20 protein-coding genes are annotated in these 19,168 nt (G+C 39.9%); 3 read left to right on the top strand and 17 right to left on the bottom strand.

Annotated elements, in window-relative coordinates; genetic code table 11:
* The first annotated feature begins 124 nt into the window (after nt 1-124).
* Nucleotides 125-436: an ankyrin repeat domain-containing protein gene (locus MSG66_RS00835; RefSeq protein WP_133976065.1), complete on the top strand. Its 312-nt coding sequence runs from the start codon at nt 125-127 to the stop codon at nt 434-436.
* A 39-nt stretch (nt 437-475) separates the two neighbouring features.
* Here the strand turns inward: MSG66_RS00835 and MSG66_RS00830 are convergent, their stop codons facing one another.
* From MSG66_RS00830 to ribF, 5 genes are all read right to left on the bottom strand, one after another.
* The gene (locus MSG66_RS00830; RefSeq protein ID WP_324651527.1) at nt 476-1,018 is read right to left on the bottom strand and encodes an NAD(P)H-dependent oxidoreductase; all 543 of its coding nucleotides are present in this window, start codon (nt 1,016-1,018) and stop codon (nt 476-478) included.
* A 124-nt stretch (nt 1,019-1,142) separates the two neighbouring features.
* A complete protein-coding gene (locus tag MSG66_RS00825) occupies nt 1,143-1,625 on the bottom strand; it encodes an FKBP-type peptidyl-prolyl cis-trans isomerase (protein ID WP_262473572.1) in 483 nt (160 codons plus the stop codon).
* 1 nt (nt 1,626) lies between these two features.
* On the bottom strand, nt 1,627-2,157 hold the full coding sequence (gene lspA, locus MSG66_RS00820) for a signal peptidase II (RefSeq protein ID WP_005037701.1): 531 nt from the start codon (nt 2,155-2,157) through the stop codon (nt 1,627-1,629).
* A complete protein-coding gene (gene ileS, locus MSG66_RS00815; protein ID WP_262473574.1) occupies nt 2,150-4,987 on the bottom strand; it encodes an isoleucine--tRNA ligase in 2,838 nt (945 codons plus the stop codon). Before ileS ends, lspA begins: the two co-directional genes overlap by 8 nt.
* 61 nt (nt 4,988-5,048) lie before the next feature.
* Nucleotides 5,049-6,050: a bifunctional riboflavin kinase/FAD synthetase gene (ribF, locus tag MSG66_RS00810; RefSeq protein WP_324651523.1), complete on the bottom strand. Its 1,002-nt coding sequence runs from the start codon at nt 6,048-6,050 to the stop codon at nt 5,049-5,051.
* Nucleotides 6,051-6,257: 207 nt separating this feature from the next.
* On the opposite strand from ribF, the gene MSG66_RS00805 reads away from it, so the two are divergent.
* A complete protein-coding gene (locus MSG66_RS00805) occupies nt 6,258-7,391 on the top strand; it encodes a TDT family transporter (RefSeq protein WP_324651521.1) in 1,134 nt (377 codons plus the stop codon).
* Between the two features lie 82 nt (nt 7,392-7,473).
* The gene (locus tag MSG66_RS00800; RefSeq protein ID WP_042898338.1) at nt 7,474-8,040 is read left to right on the top strand and encodes a 5'-nucleosidase; all 567 of its coding nucleotides are present in this window, start codon (nt 7,474-7,476) and stop codon (nt 8,038-8,040) included.
* Between the two features lie 35 nt (nt 8,041-8,075).
* On the opposite strand, the gene MSG66_RS00795 is transcribed toward MSG66_RS00800, so the two are convergent.
* The 12 genes from MSG66_RS00795 to ubiG form a co-directional block, all read right to left on the bottom strand.
* On the bottom strand, nt 8,076-8,696 hold the full coding sequence (locus tag MSG66_RS00795; RefSeq protein WP_128814554.1) for a TetR family transcriptional regulator C-terminal domain-containing protein: 621 nt from the start codon (nt 8,694-8,696) through the stop codon (nt 8,076-8,078).
* 258 nt (nt 8,697-8,954) lie between these two features.
* The gene (locus MSG66_RS00790) at nt 8,955-9,755 is read right to left on the bottom strand and encodes an ABC transporter ATP-binding protein (protein WP_202743532.1); all 801 of its coding nucleotides are present in this window, start codon (nt 9,753-9,755) and stop codon (nt 8,955-8,957) included.
* Nucleotides 9,756-9,767: 12 nt separating this feature from the next.
* Nucleotides 9,768-10,565, bottom strand: coding sequence for an aliphatic sulfonate ABC transporter permease SsuC (ssuC, locus tag MSG66_RS00785; protein ID WP_133976053.1), 798 nt, complete (start codon nt 10,563-10,565; stop codon nt 9,768-9,770).
* The gene (ssuD, locus tag MSG66_RS00780; RefSeq protein ID WP_324651517.1) at nt 10,562-11,737 is read right to left on the bottom strand and encodes an FMNH2-dependent alkanesulfonate monooxygenase; all 1,176 of its coding nucleotides are present in this window, start codon (nt 11,735-11,737) and stop codon (nt 10,562-10,564) included. Before ssuD ends, ssuC begins: the two co-directional genes overlap by 4 nt.
* 26 nt (nt 11,738-11,763) lie before the next feature.
* Nucleotides 11,764-12,747, bottom strand: a complete 984-nt coding sequence (locus MSG66_RS00775) for a sulfonate ABC transporter substrate-binding protein (protein ID WP_324651515.1) — start codon at nt 12,745-12,747, stop codon at nt 11,764-11,766.
* Nucleotides 12,748-12,819: 72 nt separating this feature from the next.
* Complete coding sequence (locus MSG66_RS00770; RefSeq protein WP_262473579.1) at nt 12,820-13,788, bottom strand: sulfonate ABC transporter substrate-binding protein; 969 nt, start codon at nt 13,786-13,788, stop codon at nt 12,820-12,822.
* 332 nt (nt 13,789-14,120) lie between these two features.
* Entirely contained in the window at nt 14,121-15,476 is a 1,356-nt protein-coding gene (gene argA, locus MSG66_RS00765; RefSeq protein ID WP_324651513.1) for an amino-acid N-acetyltransferase, read from the bottom strand.
* 120 nt (nt 15,477-15,596) lie between these two features.
* Entirely contained in the window at nt 15,597-15,926 is a 330-nt protein-coding gene (locus tag MSG66_RS00760) for an RcnB family protein (protein ID WP_324651511.1), read from the bottom strand.
* A gap of 234 nt (nt 15,927-16,160) precedes the next feature.
* Nucleotides 16,161-16,574: an RcnB family protein gene (locus MSG66_RS00755; RefSeq protein WP_197730953.1), complete on the bottom strand. Its 414-nt coding sequence runs from the start codon at nt 16,572-16,574 to the stop codon at nt 16,161-16,163.
* 218 nt (nt 16,575-16,792) lie between these two features.
* The gene (locus MSG66_RS00750; RefSeq protein WP_042898346.1) at nt 16,793-17,539 is read right to left on the bottom strand and encodes a YciK family oxidoreductase; all 747 of its coding nucleotides are present in this window, start codon (nt 17,537-17,539) and stop codon (nt 16,793-16,795) included.
* A gap of 68 nt (nt 17,540-17,607) precedes the next feature.
* A complete protein-coding gene (locus MSG66_RS00745) occupies nt 17,608-18,309 on the bottom strand; it encodes an HAD-IA family hydrolase (RefSeq protein WP_324651506.1) in 702 nt (233 codons plus the stop codon).
* The gene (ubiG, locus tag MSG66_RS00740; protein WP_324651504.1) at nt 18,306-19,019 is read right to left on the bottom strand and encodes a bifunctional 2-polyprenyl-6-hydroxyphenol methylase/3-demethylubiquinol 3-O-methyltransferase UbiG; all 714 of its coding nucleotides are present in this window, start codon (nt 19,017-19,019) and stop codon (nt 18,306-18,308) included. The genes MSG66_RS00745 and ubiG overlap by 4 nt, the downstream gene beginning before the upstream one ends.
* Nucleotides 19,020-19,168: the final 149 nt, after the last annotated feature.

The raw sequence follows: 19,168 nt of genomic DNA, 5'->3' as shown, positions 1-19,168 counted from the left end.
TTAAAGTATTAAAGTCGTTTAATTGAAAATATTTCATACTTAAATAGCTTTAGAATCAGATTTGCAAACTGGCCGTATTTTATGAATATAATAATGATGAAGTTTCTTATTTTTAGGTGTTTACGTGAAAATTAATTCCTTCTCTTCAATACCTGAGGATGATGAAGAATTGTCTCTTCCTGAATTGGTCTATTGGGCTTCTTTAGGCGATCTAGATCAGGTAGAGCAATTACTTTTAGAAGGACAAGATCCTAATCAGATGGATGATGAAGGTTATAGTGCTCTACAAGCAGCTGCCGAGAATGATCATCTAGAGGTGGTTAAACTATTAGTCGAAAAGGGAGCTTATGTCGATTATAAGAGTGAATACACAGCACTACAGCTTGCAGAAATGGCTAGTAATACAGACGTAGTAAATTATTTAAAAAGCTTATAAAAATAAAAGGCCTCTTTATTTGATTAGAGGCCTTTTTATTTAAGCTAAATTATATTTCTGTAGCTTCTCAACAATTGATTGAAGTCCTTTTACTTCAAATTCATTAGCTTCAAATTTCTCATCTTTATTACGTTTAAATATATCCCGAATCTCTAGTACAGCATTTGGATCAATAATACTTAAACTTGAGGTGACTTGGCGTATTTGGCTGATAGAGCGAGAGCCATTAGTTGAACCATATCCTATAAATGCAGCAGGTTTATCAGCCCATTCTTTACCCACATAGTCGAGAGCATTTTTTAAGGCTGGACTGTAACCATGGTTGTATTCTGGGCTAATAAAGATAAAAGCATCTGCTTGAGCAATTTTGTTTGCCCATTCTTGTTGTTTAGGTTGATCATAAATACCAGTAGCGGGTGGGTGAGATCCTGAAAATAGAGGTAAATCCCATACTTTTAAATCGATTACTTCGGTTTGGAAATCGTTTAGACCCAATGTTGGAATTGTGGTTTCTAGCCAATTGGCAACCTTAATTGCTGTACGTCCTTCACGAACACTTCCTACGATAATATAGACCAGCATGTATTTTCCCCAAGGATTTTTATACTTATAACTTAATTCATTATATAGGTGCGAGAGAATATAGAATTTGTAAGGATTCTTAAGTTGAGATCAATAAAAAGCCCTCATTTAGAGGGCTTTTTATTTATATGAGCTTAATGCCCTGTTGGCCTTCGGGAGTTACCTTGAATATTTCTACTTCAAAGGTAATATTTTTCCCAGCTAATGGGTGATTAAAATCAATTTCTGTAATGTCATCATTTACCGACTTCACTACGCCGAATAAGGTTGTTTTTGCCTTATCTTCAAACTCAATCATATGGCCAGGAATAGGGCGTTGTTCAAACTTAACCGTATCGAAAGTTTGAATATTTTCCGGATTCCATGGGCCAAATGCATCTTCTGGCGGAAGATGTACTGTACGACGGTCGCCTGCACGTAAACCAAATAATGCTTTTTCAAAACCCGGTAAAAGATTTCCGTCGCCGATAGTAAGAGAAACTGGTTCTTCACGATTACGGGTATTATCGATTTCTACACCATTTTCAATAGCAACAGAAAAGTGTAGATCGACTTTAGAGCCGTCTGTAATACGAATTTCTTCGTTAGGTTGGATAATTTCGGTCATATTATGCATCCGAATTTTGGTTACGTTGCTTCTCAAGGAAGAATGTATCGATGAGTAGCAAGATGGTACCTAGGGTAATGGCACTGTCCGCAATATTAAAAGCTGGAAAGTGATGATTTTGGTAATAGACATGAATAAAATCGACAACATAGCCTAAAGTAATGCGGTCAATTAAATTGCCTAATGCCCCACCTAAAATTAAAGCGATTGCTACAGGTAGCACCACCATTTTTTTAGGCATACGAAGCAACCAAAATACAAAAAGAACTGAAACTAAGCCTGCTAAAGATGTGAAGAAATAGCGTTGCCATCCCCCTGCATCAGATAAAAAGCTAAAAGCTGCGCCATAGTTATGTAATAGTGTCCAGTTTAAAAATGGAAGCACAGGCACTGGATCCGCATAGTTCAGATGTGTACTTGCAATCCATTTTGTCCATTGATCCAACACAATGGCAAGGACAGAAAGTCCAAGCCAAATTAGATTGTGTGGATAAAACTGGAATAAGCCTTTTTTAGCTTGTGAATTAGGCATATTTTCTCACTTCGCCACGACCAGTGACGTTCACAATACAACGACCACATAAACCAGGATGATCGGCATGTGTATTTACATCTGGAAGGACGTGCCAGCAACGTGCACATTTTTCACCTTCAGCTGCAGATATTTGTACACGTAAGCCTTCCATTTCAGTTGCTTCACCTTGTTCAGCAAATGGATGTACTACTACTTCTGAAGTAATAAGAACAAAACGGAGTTCATCAGCCAGTTGATTTAAAACTGTTTGTAATGATTCATTTGCCCAAAGTTCAACTTTGGCTGAAAGATTACTACCGACAAGTTTAGCGTTACGTGCTGCTTCAATCTGTTTATTTACTGCAGATTTTACGCTAATCAATGTTTGCCAGTCTTCTTCAGAAAGCAAGTTTGCTTTTGATGAAACTGGTAAGTCATACCATTCTGAAGTAAATACATACTTTTCAGTTTGTTCTGGAATTAATGGCCAAGCTTCTTGAGCGGTAAAGCTTAAGATTGGGCTCATCCAACGGATAAATGCTTGGACAATATGGTAAAGCGCTGTTTGTGCTGAACGACGTGCCTGAGAATCCGCTTTAGTGGTGTACTGACGATCTTTGATAATATCGAGGTAGAAACCACCTAAGTCATTAATACAGAAGCTCGTTAACGCGCTACACACGACATGGAAGTTCATTTCTTCATAGGCAGTGATAATTGTTTTTTGTACTTCATTTGCACGTTGCAAGATGTATTGATCTAGAGCAATTAAGTCATCAACAGCTAAAGCATCTGTGCTTGGTTTGAAACCATTTAAGTTCGCAAGCAAGAAACGTAATGTATTACGAATACGACGATAGCTATCACTTACACGGTTAAAGATTTCTTTAGATGCTGCGATTTCATAGCGATAGTCGCTAGAAGCTACGTATAAACGTAAACCATCAGCACCAAGCTGTTTGATGATTTCTTCAAGCGGAATATAGTTGCCTAAAGATTTCGACAACTTGCGGCCATTTTCATCAACCGTAAAACCATGTGTTAGCAATGCTTTATATGGTGCGCGATTGTGAATTGCCATAGAGGTTAATAAAGAAGACTGGAACCAACCACGGTGCTGGTCTGAACCTTCTAAATATAAATCTGCTGGGCTTTCTAATTCTTCACGTTGCTCAAGTACAGCGTAATGCGTTGTACCGGAGTCGAACCATACATCGAGGGTATCGCGAATAGCATTATATTGTTCAGCATCTTCACTAATGAAGTCTTTCGCGTCACGTTTGAACCATGCTTCGATACCTTCTTGTTCGATCAGTTGTGCAACTTCTTCGATGAGTTCAGGTGTACGAGGGTGTAATTCGTTCGTATCTTTATGAACGAAGAATGGAATTGGTACGCCCCATGTACGTTGACGTGAGATACACCAGTCTGGACGACCTTCAATCATTGATTCGATACGGTTTTTACCCCAGTTCGGTACAAACTCGATATCATTTTCAATGGCGTTAAGCGCACCTTCACGTAAACCTTTTTGATCCATGCTAATGAACCATTGCGGGGTTGCACGGAAAATAATAGGAGTTTTATGGCGCCAGCAATGTGGGTAACTGTGTTTGATTGGTTGATGCGCCCATAAACGGCCTACAGCACCCAAAGCTTCGATAATCTTTGGATTGGCTTTATAGATGTGCTCACCAGCATAGATTGGAGCAGTTGGTAAATAAACACCGTTACCACCAACTGGATTATCCACTGTAAGGTTGTATTGAAGACCTACTTTATAGTCGTCTGCACCATGGCCAGGAGCTGTATGTACTGCACCTGTACCACTTGTTGCGATAACGTGTTCACCTAAAATCACCGGAACTTGACGATCAGTAAGTAAAGGGTGTTGTAATGTAAGGTTTTCAAGCTTGCTACCAGTAAAGTCCGCTAAAACTACAGGTTTTTCAAGTTTATAACGTTCAATCGCTGAAGCAACGAGGTCTTTAGCAAGAATGAAGTTTTGCTTACCACGCTCAGTCGTTACTTGTACCAATTGATATTCAATTTCGGCGTGCAAAGCAACGGCTTGGTTCGCAGGTAATGTCCATGGTGTAGTGGTCCAGATCACGATATCAGTTGGATCTTGAACGTCTACATTTAAACGCGCACTTAAATCTTTTAAATCTACAATACCAAAACCGACATCAATTGCGTCAGATTTTTTATCTTCGTATTCAACTTCAGCTTCAGCAAGTGCTGAACCACAGTCCATACACCAGTTCACTGGCTTTAAGCCCGGCTGGATATGACCATTTTTTTGGATTAAGCCTAAAGTACGAACGATATCGGCTTCTTGTTTGTAGTTCATGGTGAGATAAGGATTATCCCAATCACCTAAAATACCAAGACGTTTAAAGTCAGTACGCTGTAAATCAATTTGTTTCAGCGCATATTCACGGCAGAGTTTACGGAAAGTAGCTGCGTCAACTTTTTCGCCAACTTTACCAACTTTTTCTTCAACTTTTAGCTCGATTGGCAAACCATGACAGTCCCAACCCGGAACATAAGGTGCATCGAAACCTGCCAAAGTACGGCTTTTTACAATTACGTCTTTGAGTACTTTATTGACCGCGTGGCCTAAGTGAATTGTACCGTTCGCATATGGAGGGCCATCATGCAAAATATATTTTTTCTTGCCAATACGCGATGCACGAATCTGCTGATAAATGTTGTCGGTATACCACTCTTCTAACCATTTCACTTCACGTACTGCCAAATTTGCTTTCATTGCAAATTGAGTATCCGGCAGGTTTAGCGTGGCTTTGTAGTCCACTGCATTCTCAGGAGTTTGCTTATCGCTCATGCAAGTTTTCATCCAGTTTAATCAGCTTGGGAGCCGACATGTTTTACAATCAAAATTCGAATTAAAAAGGAAATTGTGTCGTGTCGTTACGATATTGTCGTAACTGATGCACGTCATTATCAATTCCAGCCTTAAGTGCTTCAAGCGAAGGGTAATTCAATTCACCATGAAGATAGTGAAGAAAAGTCACCCGCATAAATAAGCCATACAGATTAGCAGAAACATCAGGGAAATGTACTTCTAATCTCCACTCTGGATGTTCTTGCTGGATGGCTGGACGTGTGCCGACATGACCTGCGCCATATAGGCTGTTTTCATGATATCCGGCAATTCCCGGTTTTTCAGGTGTATCCTGAAGTACTTTTTCAGTTAGCGAAGTTGTTTCGCAAATGACTTCAACGCCATAAATGCCATTTAAACAAGGTTTATGACGGTTGAGACGAACATTAATGGTTGGAAAATCAAGAGTTCGACCTATCTGGTCACCATATTGGACACGTCCAGTAATACTGTATGGACGGCCTAATAATTTAGCGGCTAAGGCAAGATTTCCTACCTGAAGTACCTGACGAATACGAGTTGAACTTACACGCTCACCTTCAAGCTCAATCGTATGTAAATTGGTGACTTGAAATCCGTAATCTTTTAAAAATTCGCTGTTGCCTTGACGGTCTTTGCCGAAATGAAAGTCATCTCCTAAAACCAAAGTTTGCGCGTTTAATTTGTCTTTTAATAAGTCTGCAAAGGCAGACGCGCTCATACTACGGAAATGCTGATCAAATTTAGCAACCGCAATATAATCAACCCCAAGTTCTGTTAGATATTCAACTTTTTCCCGTAGTGAATTAATACGAGGAGGGGCATCGTAGCCTTTAAAGAACTCAAGAGGTTGCGGCTCAAAAATCATGACCAATGTTTTTAAGCCTTGTGCTGCAGCAATTTTTTTGAGTTGAGCAATCATCGCTTGGTGACCTAAATGGACACCATCAAAATTACCAATCGTTACCGCTGTTTGGGGTAACTGAAAATTGGGCGATAACGCATTAAGACGAAGCAGTTTCATGAACTTAAAATATGGCTATTTTTGCAAGGGCTATATATTGCCATAATCTCACAGATTCGTCTTGTTGTTGTGTTTTTACTCAGTTATTTTTCAATATGAATATCTTTATATTTAAAATATTGATGAATTAAATAAATATAAATCAATTTTTCTTATTGATAATTTGCTCTACTATATCTTCATCCACTCTTTGATTAGAGACTTAAGATGAAAAAACCCTTTTACCAATTAAATCAAAGCAAAGATGTTATACGACATTTTACCCCAAATTGGTTTACAGCGACTATGGGTACTGGTGTGGTAAGTATGATTTTAATTCAGCTTCCATTTGCTCAATCATTTTTATTCACGTTAGCAACTTGGTTATGGCAATTTAATATTTTGCTATTTAGTGTTTTTTCAGGTCTCTATTTATTGCGGTGGTTGCTTTTCCCTCATGAAGCGAAGCAAATATTTAAGCATCCAAACATGAGCTTGTTTTTAGGCGCTATTCCGATGGGGTTAGCTACCATACTAAATGGTTTCTTAAGCTTCGGTATTGGGCTTTACGGTGAAGTTGCAATCCATATTGCTCAAGCTTTATGGTACATCGATGTCTTTGTAGCTCTAGCAATTGCATGGATTGTGCCGTTTTGTATGTTTAGTCGCCAGAACCATCAGCTACATACCATGACGGCAATCTGGCTTTTACCTGTAGTTGCCTGTGAAGTAGCAGCAAGTTCTGTGGGCATGTTAGTTGCACATTTACCAGCAGATATGCATAGCTTTCATTTATTAATGGCTGGTTATGTACTTTGGGGAATCTCTGTTTTACCTGCGTTCGCTATTTTGACAATTCTAATGTTGCGTATGGCTTTGCATCAATTACCTGAAAAAGAACTCGCAATTTCTAGCTGGCTTTCTTTAGGCCCAATTGGAACAGGTGCGCTAGGGTTATTATTACTAGGTGAGCAGGCACAAAGAGTATTTGTAGGTGTGGGATTTTATCAATTCGCGAATGTCTTTCAAGCTTTAGGAATCGTGGGCAGTTTGGTGCTTTTAGGTTTCGGGTTATGGTGGCTCGGCCTTGCAATTTTAACTACACTTCGTCATGCCAAAACTGGTATTCCATTTAATTTAGGCTGGTGGGGCTTAACCTTTCCATTCGGTGTGTTTATTTTGGCGCTGTTTAATTTAGGTCATCAGGTTGAAATTGTATTTTTACAATATGTGGCTGTGGCATTGAGTATTTTATTATTAGTGATGTGGGGCGTGGTAATGAAGAAAACGCTAGCAGGAGCTTATAGTGGGAAACTGTTCTTTTCTCCATGCTTAATCGCCTTACAACAAAAAATGCAGTGATCATGAAAAGGTGCAAAAAGCTTTTGCACCTGATTTATACTTATTTTCTAATTTTATTTAATTCTGATATGAGCCTTTTTGCATGAACACTGATATTGCTTTAATTATGGCACTTCCTAATGAATCTAAAGGTTTATTTGAACAAGCAGGTATTGAAGTTCATTATAGTGGAATTGGCAAGATTAATGCTGCCTTTAAAGCATTTGAGGTTATTCAAAAAACAGGTTGTAAAACTTTAATTAACTTAGGTTCAGCAGGAAGTTCTGCATTTAATCGACATGATTTAGTCGAGGTGAAGACTTTTGTACAACGAGATATGGATGTTTCACCGTTAGGGTTTGAAGTAGGTGTAACGCCGTTAGATGATCACTTGCCAGCTGAAATTCACCTTCAATCACATTTTGTTGATTTACCAAAAGCAGTTTGTGGAACTGGTGATTCATTTGAAACGGGTCAGCCAAAAGTAGCTTGTGATGTGGTTGATATGGAAGGGTATGCCTTAGCCAAGGTCTGCCATAAATTAGGAGTTCGCCTGATTTCAGTGAAATATATTACTGATGGGGCAGATGACACTGCCCATTTGGATTGGGAAGAAAATTTATTATTAGGTGCCCAAAAACTTCTGGCCCTTTATCAAAATCATTTCTAAAAAAGATCGGCAAGTTTGCCGATCTTTTTTTGGTTTTAACGAGGCAATACGCCGTAGAGCATCAGGTGTACTGTATGCTCAATTGAGCGTTGGAACATGCTTCGGTTACGCAGTGTTTTTCCAGTGACCATTTCCATTTGAGTGGCAAAATCTGCATAGTTTTGCGTAAGGCCCCAAATATTTAAGATTAATAATTCTGGGTCGATATCTGGTGAAATCTTCCCTTCTTCTTGCCAAGTCTGGATGACTTTAGCTTTGCGCTTAAATAGTTTTTTTAATGGCCCTTTGAGTATAGGTAAAATATGTGGAGCGCCTTGAATTATTTCTAATGCAAACAATCTAGATGCTTTCGGTTGGCTACGCGACAGTTCGATTTTTTGTATTAAATAGTGAGATAAGGCTTCAGCTGGTTCTAATTCAGATTCTAAAGTTTGTAAGGGTGCCAACCATTTTTGTAAAACAGTTGTGAGCACTTCTACATATAAAGACTCTTTATTTTCGTAGTAATAGAAAATATTGGACTTATGCATTTCGGCGAGTTGGGCAATTTCATCCAGACTTGCGCCAGTGAACCCATAGACTGAAAATACGTCAAGGGCGGCAGCAAGAAGCTGATTGCGCTTTTGGGTACTCTTTTTTTGTTCCATCTGCTGCATAATTAAAAAAATAATATCCCCATTGTAAGGGAAATTGTTTGATTTGTGCACAGGTGTATTGCTTTTTTAATGAAAAAACGGCTAGTTATTTGCGTAATAGATATACTATTGTGCAAAAAATAAAGAATTTAACTAGTTTATTGTTATTCTTGGAAATATTTTTTAAATTTCGCCCTAAAAAAGAGCAATAAAATAACTACTTTATTGCTCGAAAAATGGGCATTTTTATAAATTATTAAGATAATTCCTCTCGAATGGTTATGTTGCTAAAACTGCATCGAGTACTTGTTGTTCAAGTTGGGAAAAACTAATACTTTTTTTACGAGGACGTGGCAAATTAACTTGGAAACTTTGAGCGATCTGGCCCTTATCTAATAAGATAATACGGTCAGCTAATTGCACTGCTTCACTTACATCGTGCGTGACTAAAATGGCGGTAAAGCCTTGTTCTTTCCACAAGCGCTCAATCAAGCTTTGCATCTCAAGACGAGTTAAAGCATCTAAGGCTCCCAACGGCTCATCAAGCAACAAAATACGCGGAGTATGAGATAACGCACGGGCTAGGGCTGTACGCTGACGCTGTCCACCAGAGAGTTGTGAAGGCCATTGTCCCGATTTTTCTTTTAAACCCACTTTTTCTAGTAGTTCTTCAGCTAAAGCATGTTGCGACTTTGGTAGTCCAAGTTGAACATTTTGAAGAATATTTCTCCACGGAAGCAAACGTGGATCTTGGAACATGACTCGAATATCATCGTTAGTAATGCCTTCACGCAAATGTCGGGCAGATTTGAATTTGATTTCCCCAAAACTGGCTTTTTCAAGTTGGGCAATTAAACGTAGCAACGTACTTTTGCCACAACCACTTCGACCAACAATTGCTAAAAACTCACCAGGCTGGATGTGTAGGTCAAGATCTTCAAGAACCTTTACCTCGCCATAAAACTTATAAAGTTGCTCAATCAGAATCTCTGCGCCTAATATAGGTTCTTGTGATTCTGTTGGACTTTCAGGAATGAGCTGCACTTCATTTTGATTAATATTTAAATTCAGATTTGTCATGTTTAAGCTCCCTTATTTCTGATATCCAGAGTGCCAACGTAATAAATAGCGTTCTAAAAGCTGTGCTAAAACATCTGCTAGTTTGCCTAAGAGCGCGTAAAGAAGAATGCCCACCAGAACCACATCTGTTTGTAAAAATTCCCGCGCATTCATGGTCATATAGCCAATACCTGCTTGAGCCGAAATAGTCTCTGCAACAATCAGCAATACCCAAACCAAACCTAAAGCAAAGCGGAGACCCACTAAAATAGAAGGCATCGCACCCGGAAGAATAATTTCTTTGTAGAGTTGCCAACGTGAGAGTCCGTAGCTTTTACCCATTTCAATCAATTGAGGGTCAACTGATCGAATACCGTGGTAGGTATTGATATAAATTGGGAAAAAGACACCTACTGCGACTAAAAATAATTTTGCTGTTTCATCAATACCGAACCATAAAATTACAAGTGGAATAAGTGCTAATGCTGGGATGTTACGGATCATTTGCAAGGTCGTATCGAGCAGGGTAGAGGCGAAACGTGAAGAGCCATTTAGTAAACCTAAGAGCAGACCTAAACCACCACCCACTAAAAGTCCAAGCAAAGCACGACCAGCACTTACCTTGACGTGATGCCATAATTCTCCACTAATGAGTAAGTGCCAAAAAGCGGAAATGACTGCCGTGGGTGCAGGCAAAATACGACTTTCTAAAAGACCAGAACTTGAAGCAATTTGCCAAACAATCAATAGAACAGTTGGGAAAATCCAAGGCAGCAAATGCTGCCCGATTTGTTTTGTTCCACGTGAAACAATACTTTCAGCTTTACTCATGCAGGCTCCTTGACGGAACCATTCTGTTTCTTCTCGTCTGGAACATAGTTGTTGGCAATAATTTCACCGAATGGACCGGTTAAATTTGGCTGAGCAAGTTTGGCACGAGTTTCGATTGGTAGTAGTGGAAATACTAACTCTGCAAAACGGATTGACTCTTCGAGATGTGGATAGCCCGAGAAAATAAAGGTATCAATGCCTAAGTCTGCATATTCCTGAATACGGGCAGCGACTGTTTCTGGATCACCTACAAGTGCGGTGCCAGCACCGCCACGAACTAAGCCAATACCTGCCCAGAGGTTTGGAGATACTTCAAGCTTATCTCGATTCCCACCGTGGAGAGCTGCCATGCGTTGCTGGCCTACGGAATCCATTTGTGCAAATTTTTTCTGTGCAGCAGCAATAGTGGCTTCATCAAGATATTGAATAAGCTCATTAGCTGCTGCCCATGCTTGTTCGTTAGTTTCGCGAACAATCACATGTAAGCGAATGCCATAAGTTAATTTACGGCCTTTCGCCTCAGCTTTGGCACGAACATGTTCGATCTTTTGTTTAACTGCTACTGGTGGCTCACCCCAAGTGAGGTAAGTATCGACTTGCTCGGCCGCAAGGTCGACAGCGACATCTGAAGAACCACCAAACCAAAGTGGTGGATAAGGTTTTTGCACAGGTGGGTAAAGCAGTTTAGCATCATCAACTTGTAAACGTTCGCCGTGAAAGGTAAATGCTTCACCTGTATGCGAACGTGTCAAAATTTCGCGCCAGATTTTTACATACTCATTTGCAGTTTGATAACGTGTTGAGTGATCTTCATATACACCATCACCGCGTAGCTCAGCCTCATCACCACCTGTGACCAGATTGAGTAGCACACGGCCATTCGACAAGCGGTCAAATGTTGCGGCCATACGCGCGGCCAAAGCTGGCGTAGTGACACCCGGACGTAACGCGACTAAAAACTTAAGATTTTGAGTTGCATCAATGAGGCTAGCCGCTGTAATCCATGGGTCTTCACATGAACGACCCGTTGGAATAAGTACACCTTCATAACCCAAATTATCTACTGCCACAGCAATTTGCTTCATATAGGCATGGTCAACCTGACGAGCGCCTTTACTTGTACCTAAATAGCGACTATCACCGTGAGTAGGAATAAACCAGAAAATTTTCATGTGCATTACCTATATGTCTATTGAAATTACTTGGCAATCCAAACAGCCTGTTTAATGCTGATTGGTTTTGGAATGATGCCTTGTTGGGTAAAAATGTCTGCGAGCTGCTGTTGCTCAGCAATAACTTTGCTGTTGAGTGGCGCTGCCGATGATGGACGTGGACGACGCTTAATGAATAAGTCACTGGTTGCAGGTTTTAATCCTGTACTTTGACCAATTGCAGTTGCGGTATCGGCTTGATGGCTTTGAACCCATTTGTCGGCCTGATTAATTTGTTTGATGAGCCCTGTAACGGCTTTCGGATGTTGTTTAAGAAAATTTGGAGCTGCTAAGTAAAAAGTATAATTCGGGCTTAAACCTTTACCTGATGCAAGAATACGAGCTTGATCTTCTAATTGTGCTGAAGCGAAATAAGGATCCCAGATTGCCCATGCATCGACTGCACCTTTTTGGAATGCAGCACGAGCATCGGCAGGCGTAAGCCAAATTGGAGTAATGTCGCTCCAGTTTAGGCCTGCTTTACGTACGGCTTGTACAAGTAAGTAGTGTGAACTTGAACCTTTTTGCAGCGCGATGCGTTTGCCTTTAATGTCTTTAAGCTGTTTCAGTTGTGAATTTTTAGGAACTAAAATTGCTGATGCCAGCGGTTTAGCTGCTTCATAAGCAATGTAATATAAAGGCTTGCCAGCTGCTTGTGCGTAGACTGGTGGGGTGTCTCCAGTAACGCCTACATCAAGTGAACCCACAGCCAGAGCTTCTAAAATTTGTGGTCCAGCAGGGAACTCATTCCACGTAATTTTGGCATTTGGAAATTCTTGTTCAAATAATTTTTGCTGTTTGGCAATCGCAAAATTAATAGAGCTTTTTTGAAAACCAATACGAAGTTCTTTCACAGTTGGATCAATTGCCCAAGCTGGTGCTGCAATTGTTAAACCTAATACAGTGACTGCGCTAATACGTTTAGCTAACTGGACCCACTGACTTTTATTGAAAAATGACTGATGTTGCATATTGATATCCTTGTTCCCCTTGAGGCAAGGCACAGCATTTATATGGTTATTTAAGCCGTGCCTAAGCTGGGTTTATTTCAGTTTTAAAATGGCGTCTTGAATGGTGAGTTTGTTTGGAATGAGCTTTTGTGCATAAAAGGCATCAGCTACTTGTTGTTGTTCTTTCGCCACCTTGTCTGATATTGGCTGAACTCCAAAACCCATACGTGAAATGGAAGTTTTGAGTACATCAAACTCAAGTGCTGTAGGTTTTTCGAGTAGCTTGGCAGCTTCATCCTGATGTGTGCTGACCCATTCAGTTGTCTGGTTAAGGGTTTGCACAACCGTATTGAGAACTTTCGGATTATTTTCGGCAAATTTACGGTCAGCTAAATAGAACTGATGATTGCTTACCAAATTTTCACCTGTTGCCAAAACTCGTGCCTGAATTTGGTGTTCAGCCGCTGCAAAGAACGGGTCCCAAATCACCCATGCATCTACCGCACCTTTTTCAAAGGCAGCACGTGCGTCTGAAGGCGGTAAATAAACAGGTTGAATATCACTTAAGCTTAAGTTGTTGGCTTCTAGAACTTTCAATAACAGGTAATGAACATTCGAGCCTTTATTAAGAGCAACACGTTTGCCTTTTAAATCTTGAATAGAGTGGATAGGAGAGTTTTTTTGTACCAACAGTGCTTCTGCTTTTGGCGCAGCTGGCTGGTTTGCGACATAGACTAAATTTGGATTGGCAGCCTGAGCAAAGATAGGCGGTGCTTCACCTGCTTCACCCAGTGAAACGCTCCCTACATTTAAGCCTTCAAGCAATTGAGGGCCAGCAGGAAACTCAACCCATTTTACTTGTACGCCTTGATCCTTTAATACTTTTTCTAGGTCACCACGAGCCTTTAAAATAGGAAGGATGCCATATTTTTGATAGCCAATATTTAAAGTTGTGGTGGCCTGTTCTTCTTTTTTGGCACAACCACTTAGCATCATCACACCTGCAAGGCTGGCCGCGATGACTGAATATTTTGCCCATGAAGTGGTTTTGAAAAGTGCCATGAGGTTTCGTGCTCCCCGAAAGAGAAAAAGAAAAATAATTGGATGAGCAGATACCCTAAAGGGATTTTTATTTCAGAAAAAATAAGTATTCGGTCTTTATTTATGCAAAAAAAAGCTAAACACAATAGGCTATAAACTTATGCAAAAAAATGATTTATCTAAAAGAAACATGTTTGATGAATTGTGATTAAGTTGTTGTAAATAAAATAAAAAATATTAGATATTAAAAAATAGGGGTTTAAAAAAAGTACATCCATAAATAAATAGCGTTTATGGATGTACTTTTTTAACTAAGCTTATCTGAAATAAGAATATCTTAAAAATAGTAAAGGCTAGGGAAGCAGTTTCTTAAAGACTAAAGAATTTCTTTGGTAGTTATAGAGCGCCTGACGGGCATTGGGTAACTCATCAACACTGACCTGATGGAAACCATGTTCTAAAAACCAGTGAGCGGTACGCGTTGTTAAAACGAATAATTGACGAATACCTTGTTCTTTAGCTTTTTCTTCAAGGAATTGTAGAATTTGGCTACCACGGTTTGATTTACGATAACTTGGATGTACTGCAACGCAGGCAATTTCTGCAGAGCGAGTTTCGTTAAATTCAGTCGGAATTGGATAGAGCGCAGCACACGCTAGAATCATACCGTCGCGTTCAATAACAGCGAACTGGCTAATTTCTTGCTCCAGACGTTCTCGTGAACGATAAACCAAGATACCTTCTTCTTCTAAAGGACGTAATAAATTCATTAAACCGCCCACGTCTTGAATATGGGCTGTGCGAACTTCTTCATAATGCGCATCGGTAATCATGGTCCCTATGCCATCTCGAGTAAATAACTCTTCGAGAAGTGCGCCATCATAGGCATAAGAAATAAGATGAACACGATGTACACCAGATAAAGAGGCTTTTTTTGCTTGTTGTAAATGTAAAGTCAGCGTTGGACTACTGGCCTGATATTGCTGAATATAGTAATCAAGTTGATGAGGGCTTAACTCACGTAATATTTGTTCATCTTCATTAAGCAGCCCTTGTTGTTCCCCAAGAAAAATGAGTTTATCTGCTTTTAAATAAGTTGCAGTTTTAGTCGCAACTTCTTCAGCTCTTAAATTAAATACTTCACCTGTGGTGGAATAACCTGTTGGCCCCAGTAGCACAATATTATGATTATCAAGGTGTCTCTCAATCGCATCGGTATCAATAGAACGAACTTCACCTGTGAGCTGGAAATCCATTCCATCACGAATGCCATAAGGTTTAGCAGTCACAAAATTACCTGATATCACATCTATTCGAGCGCCGTACATTGGAGAGTTCGCTAAGCCCATAGAAAGCAATGCTTCAATTTCTAGGCGAATAGAGCCTACAGCACTCATGACGCAGCTTAAAGATTCACGCGTGGTAATACGGCTGTTGTCATAAAACGGGGTTTCAATTCCTTTCTCTTTAAGGTTTTGATTAATTTGCGGACGTGCACCGTGCACGAGAATTAAACGAATACCAAGAGAGTGCAATAAAGCAATATCATGAATGATATGTTCGAAATTAGGGTGACGGACTGCTTCACCACCAAACATTAATACGAATGTTTTATCGCGGTGAGCATTAATGTAGGGCGCTGAGTGTCGAAACCAGTGTACATAATGCTGGGTGTTATTATGCGACTTTTCTAAAGACTTGCTTGGCATACCGATCTCGAATCAACAGCAAAAAGATATAAAGATGATTCTAAACAAAAAAGATTAAAGCCGCATGTTTTAGATAAAAAAACACCCAAATCTAAGTTTGGGTGTTTAAATTTTTTAAAATTAGTGAATCACTCGAATAATTTTATGGCTTTGTTCATTCACAAGGACATAATTTCCGTTCACCTTGTACCATTTTTGGTAGCGACCCGGTTTAGTTAATTTTTGATGTTGGCGGTAATCAATCACATAACGTGAATGTTGATACTGGTGTGGTACAACCTGACCTGCTCGCCAAACATTGCGATGGTCATCTTTTTTAATCACTTTAACCGTTTTTACTTCATGTGTTTGATAATTGCCATGATGATTATGGTCATTAGGTGCCGCCATTGCTGTTGATGCAACTAAACCAGTCATTGAAAGAACAATCGCTGTTGTTAGTTTTTTCATTGTAAACCTCAAATAATAAATTAAATTTCAATAACTAAAGATTAGTGAACAATTGCAGATAAATCGTGGAGGCTGCGAAGAATAAATGTGAAAACTGGCTATGAAATAAGAAGAAATTAAGAAAATAAGAAATGTAAAAAATCTTTTTATTTTTAAAATAGATAAGTAATAAAAAAAGGATAAAACCATAAGGCTTTATCCTTTTTTGCTCAGCGATAGCGAGGTTCTATCGCTTTAAAAACCGCGGATACTGACAATGCTGTTAGAGTCAGTGTCGACTAAAATATAGTCATTATTGATCTTATACCATTGTTGATTACGGCCAGGTTTAGGCAAGTTACTGTCTTTATAGTCAACTTTATAACCATTGCCACGATAGTGCTGTGGCATGACATAGCCAGGCTGCCAGCGATGCTGTTTAAGCCGTTCAAAACCACGCTCTTCTCGCATACGGCGTTCATCACGAACACGGTCTTCATCGTTATCACGGTCAAATTTATGCCCACGATCATTCCACTCACCACGTGGTCCTCCACCTTTAGGACCTTTGTGGCCGTGACCTCGGTCAAAAGGGGGATCAGCAAAGCTCGCCATACTTGTGGTGAGTACGGCTATGGAAAGGGTTAAGATGGTGAACAACTTTTTCATGATGCATCCTCGTTTACATCTGATGTCTCTCATGTTGAATACTGTACGCGCAAAATGCAGAGAAACTGTGAAGATCATTTAATGGTTCAATTAAAATTACGGATAGATCAAGAGTTTTTTATCAATAATAAAAAAGGCTTGTATATATCTTTTCAGGTATAGGCAAGCCAGATTTGATGATCGGCTGTAATTTTCTTTAGCTTTTCATCGTTAACTCTTTAATCCTGTGCGTCGATACTTTGACCATTGAGCGCCAAGCTGTCTTCACCCATTAAATAGAGGTAAGCAGGCAAGATCGACTCTGGTGTTGGTAAAGTTTTCGGATCTTCTTCTGGATAGGCTTTGGCACGCATGGCAGTACGCGTTGCACCTGGATTAATGCAGTTGAAGCGAATGTTTGGATAGGTATGCTCTGCTGCAAAAATTTTGCTGACAGCTTCAATTGCGATTTTTGATACAGAATATGCTCCCCATAAAGCACGTGCTTCACGGCCTACACCCGAGCTGGTAAATACCACAGAGGCATTTTCTGATTTTTGCAAAAGAGGTAATAAAGCTTGAGTTAACGCAAAAGGCGCACGTAAGTTAACAGCCATAACATCATCCCATACTTCAGATGGATAATGTGCCAGCTCAACGCGTTCACCTAAAATACCTGCATTATGTAAAATACCGTCTAGGCGTCCAAACTGCTTTTCGAGTGTATCGACTAAGAAGTCATAATCACGGTCAGAAGCACTCGAAAGTTGTAAGGGTAAAATCGCTGGTTGTGGGGCACCTAGACTTTCAATTTCATCATAAATAACTTCAAGTTTATTTAAGGTTCTACCATGTAGTACAACGGTTGCGCCATGTAGGGCATAAGTCAGAGCCGCAGCTCGCCCAATTCCATCGCCAGCACCAGTAATTAAAATAATTCGATCTTTGAGTAGATCCGGACGAGGTTGGTATTCTGAATATTTCATTGGTAAACCTCCTTCTTTTTATATTGATAAAACAAAGAACTGTTAAAAAAGCCTATAAAACTCTTATGTTAACTTATCATACGCTGATTTTCCTGTAGAGCAGGAAGCTTTTGACGTAACATATCGTGTAATTCTGTCACTGTATTTACAATCGAATCGGCCTGCCATGCAGCGAGATCATCACGGTGTTCGATTGGTAAATAGCCATATGCAGCCAATATAGTATACATGTTGGCATTTCGACCAGCTTCAATATCACGCGGGTGGTCACCCACATAAATAATTTCATTTGCCGGAATATTTAACTGTTTAGCCGCCAAATACATCGGTTCAGGGTCTGGTTTAGTTTTACTGACATCTTCAGGACATACCAAAACTGCACAGCGTTCAGTCAGATTTAACTTTTCTAAAAGAGATTCACTTAAACCGCGTGGTTTATTGGTCACAATGCCCCATGGGATTTGCTGTGCTTCTAACTCTTCTAAAAGAGGATACATGCCTACAAACAGCTCTGTATCAACCACAATATTATTGCCGTAAAGGTCTAAAAAGTTTTGTCGATGCGCCAAGAAAATTGGATTGGTCACATCCAACTCTGGATAGACCAATTTAACCATTGCACGTGCGCCTTCAGAAACCTGAGTACGAATCAGATCTGCTTCCACCACAGGACGTTCTTCATCGCGGCACATTTGCTGAATAATACGAATGAAGTCAGCCGCTGTATCGATAAGAGTACCGTCTAAATCAAACAAAACAGCTTTCATCATGCACCTGTATTAATTGTATGAACCATATAGTTAACGTCGACATTGGACGCTAACCAGTAATGCTTGGTAAGTGGGTTGTAATGCAGTCCAGTCATTTCTTTTAAAGTAAGGCCTGCATTACGAATGTCATGGGCCATTTCAGAAGGGCGAATAAATTTATGATAATCGTGAGTGCCTTTTGGCAACATGCGTAATACGTATTCTGCACCAATAATGGCAAATAAATAAGATTTTGGGTTACGGTTAATGGTTGAAAAGAACACATGGCCACCCGGTTTAACCAAAGCCTGACACGCTCTTACAATAGACGCTGGATCTGGAACATGTTCCATCATTTCCATGCAAGTCACCACATCGTATTGGCCTGCTTGCTCTTGTGCTAATTCTTCTACAGGAACTTGGCGATATTCAATATTTTGAACATTGTCTTGTTGAGCATGTAAACGCCCTACAGCGAGCGGTGCTTCACCCATATCAATGCCCAGTACATCTGCCCCACGACGTGCCATGCTCTCGGCCAAAATACCGCCGCCACAGCCGACATCAAGTACTTTTTTACCAGCAAGACCGCCTACACGTTCATCGATCCAGTTTAAACGTAGTGGATTAATTTGATGAAGTGGGCGAAATTCAGAATGTTGATCCCACCATTTGGCAGCAAGTGCTTCAAATTTTGCGATTTCTTGTAAATCAACATTCAATTGCGACATGGTGCTACCTCTAAACTTGAGTTATCTTTTTGGATGTAGTTCGCCGTTAGTGTAGCGATTATTGGGAAAAAAGCGATAAACCCAATAAAAAACTTCACAGAAGCAAAACGAATTTAGCATATTTGTTTTATATTTAGGGCATAAGCTAA

Source organism: Acinetobacter sp. IK31, from assembly GCF_035615195.1.
GTDB classification, from domain to species: Bacteria; Pseudomonadota; Gammaproteobacteria; order Pseudomonadales; family Moraxellaceae; genus Acinetobacter; species Acinetobacter calcoaceticus_C.
The sequence above is the reverse complement of the archived record's forward strand: the minus strand, read 5'-3'. Positions and strand labels throughout refer to the sequence as shown.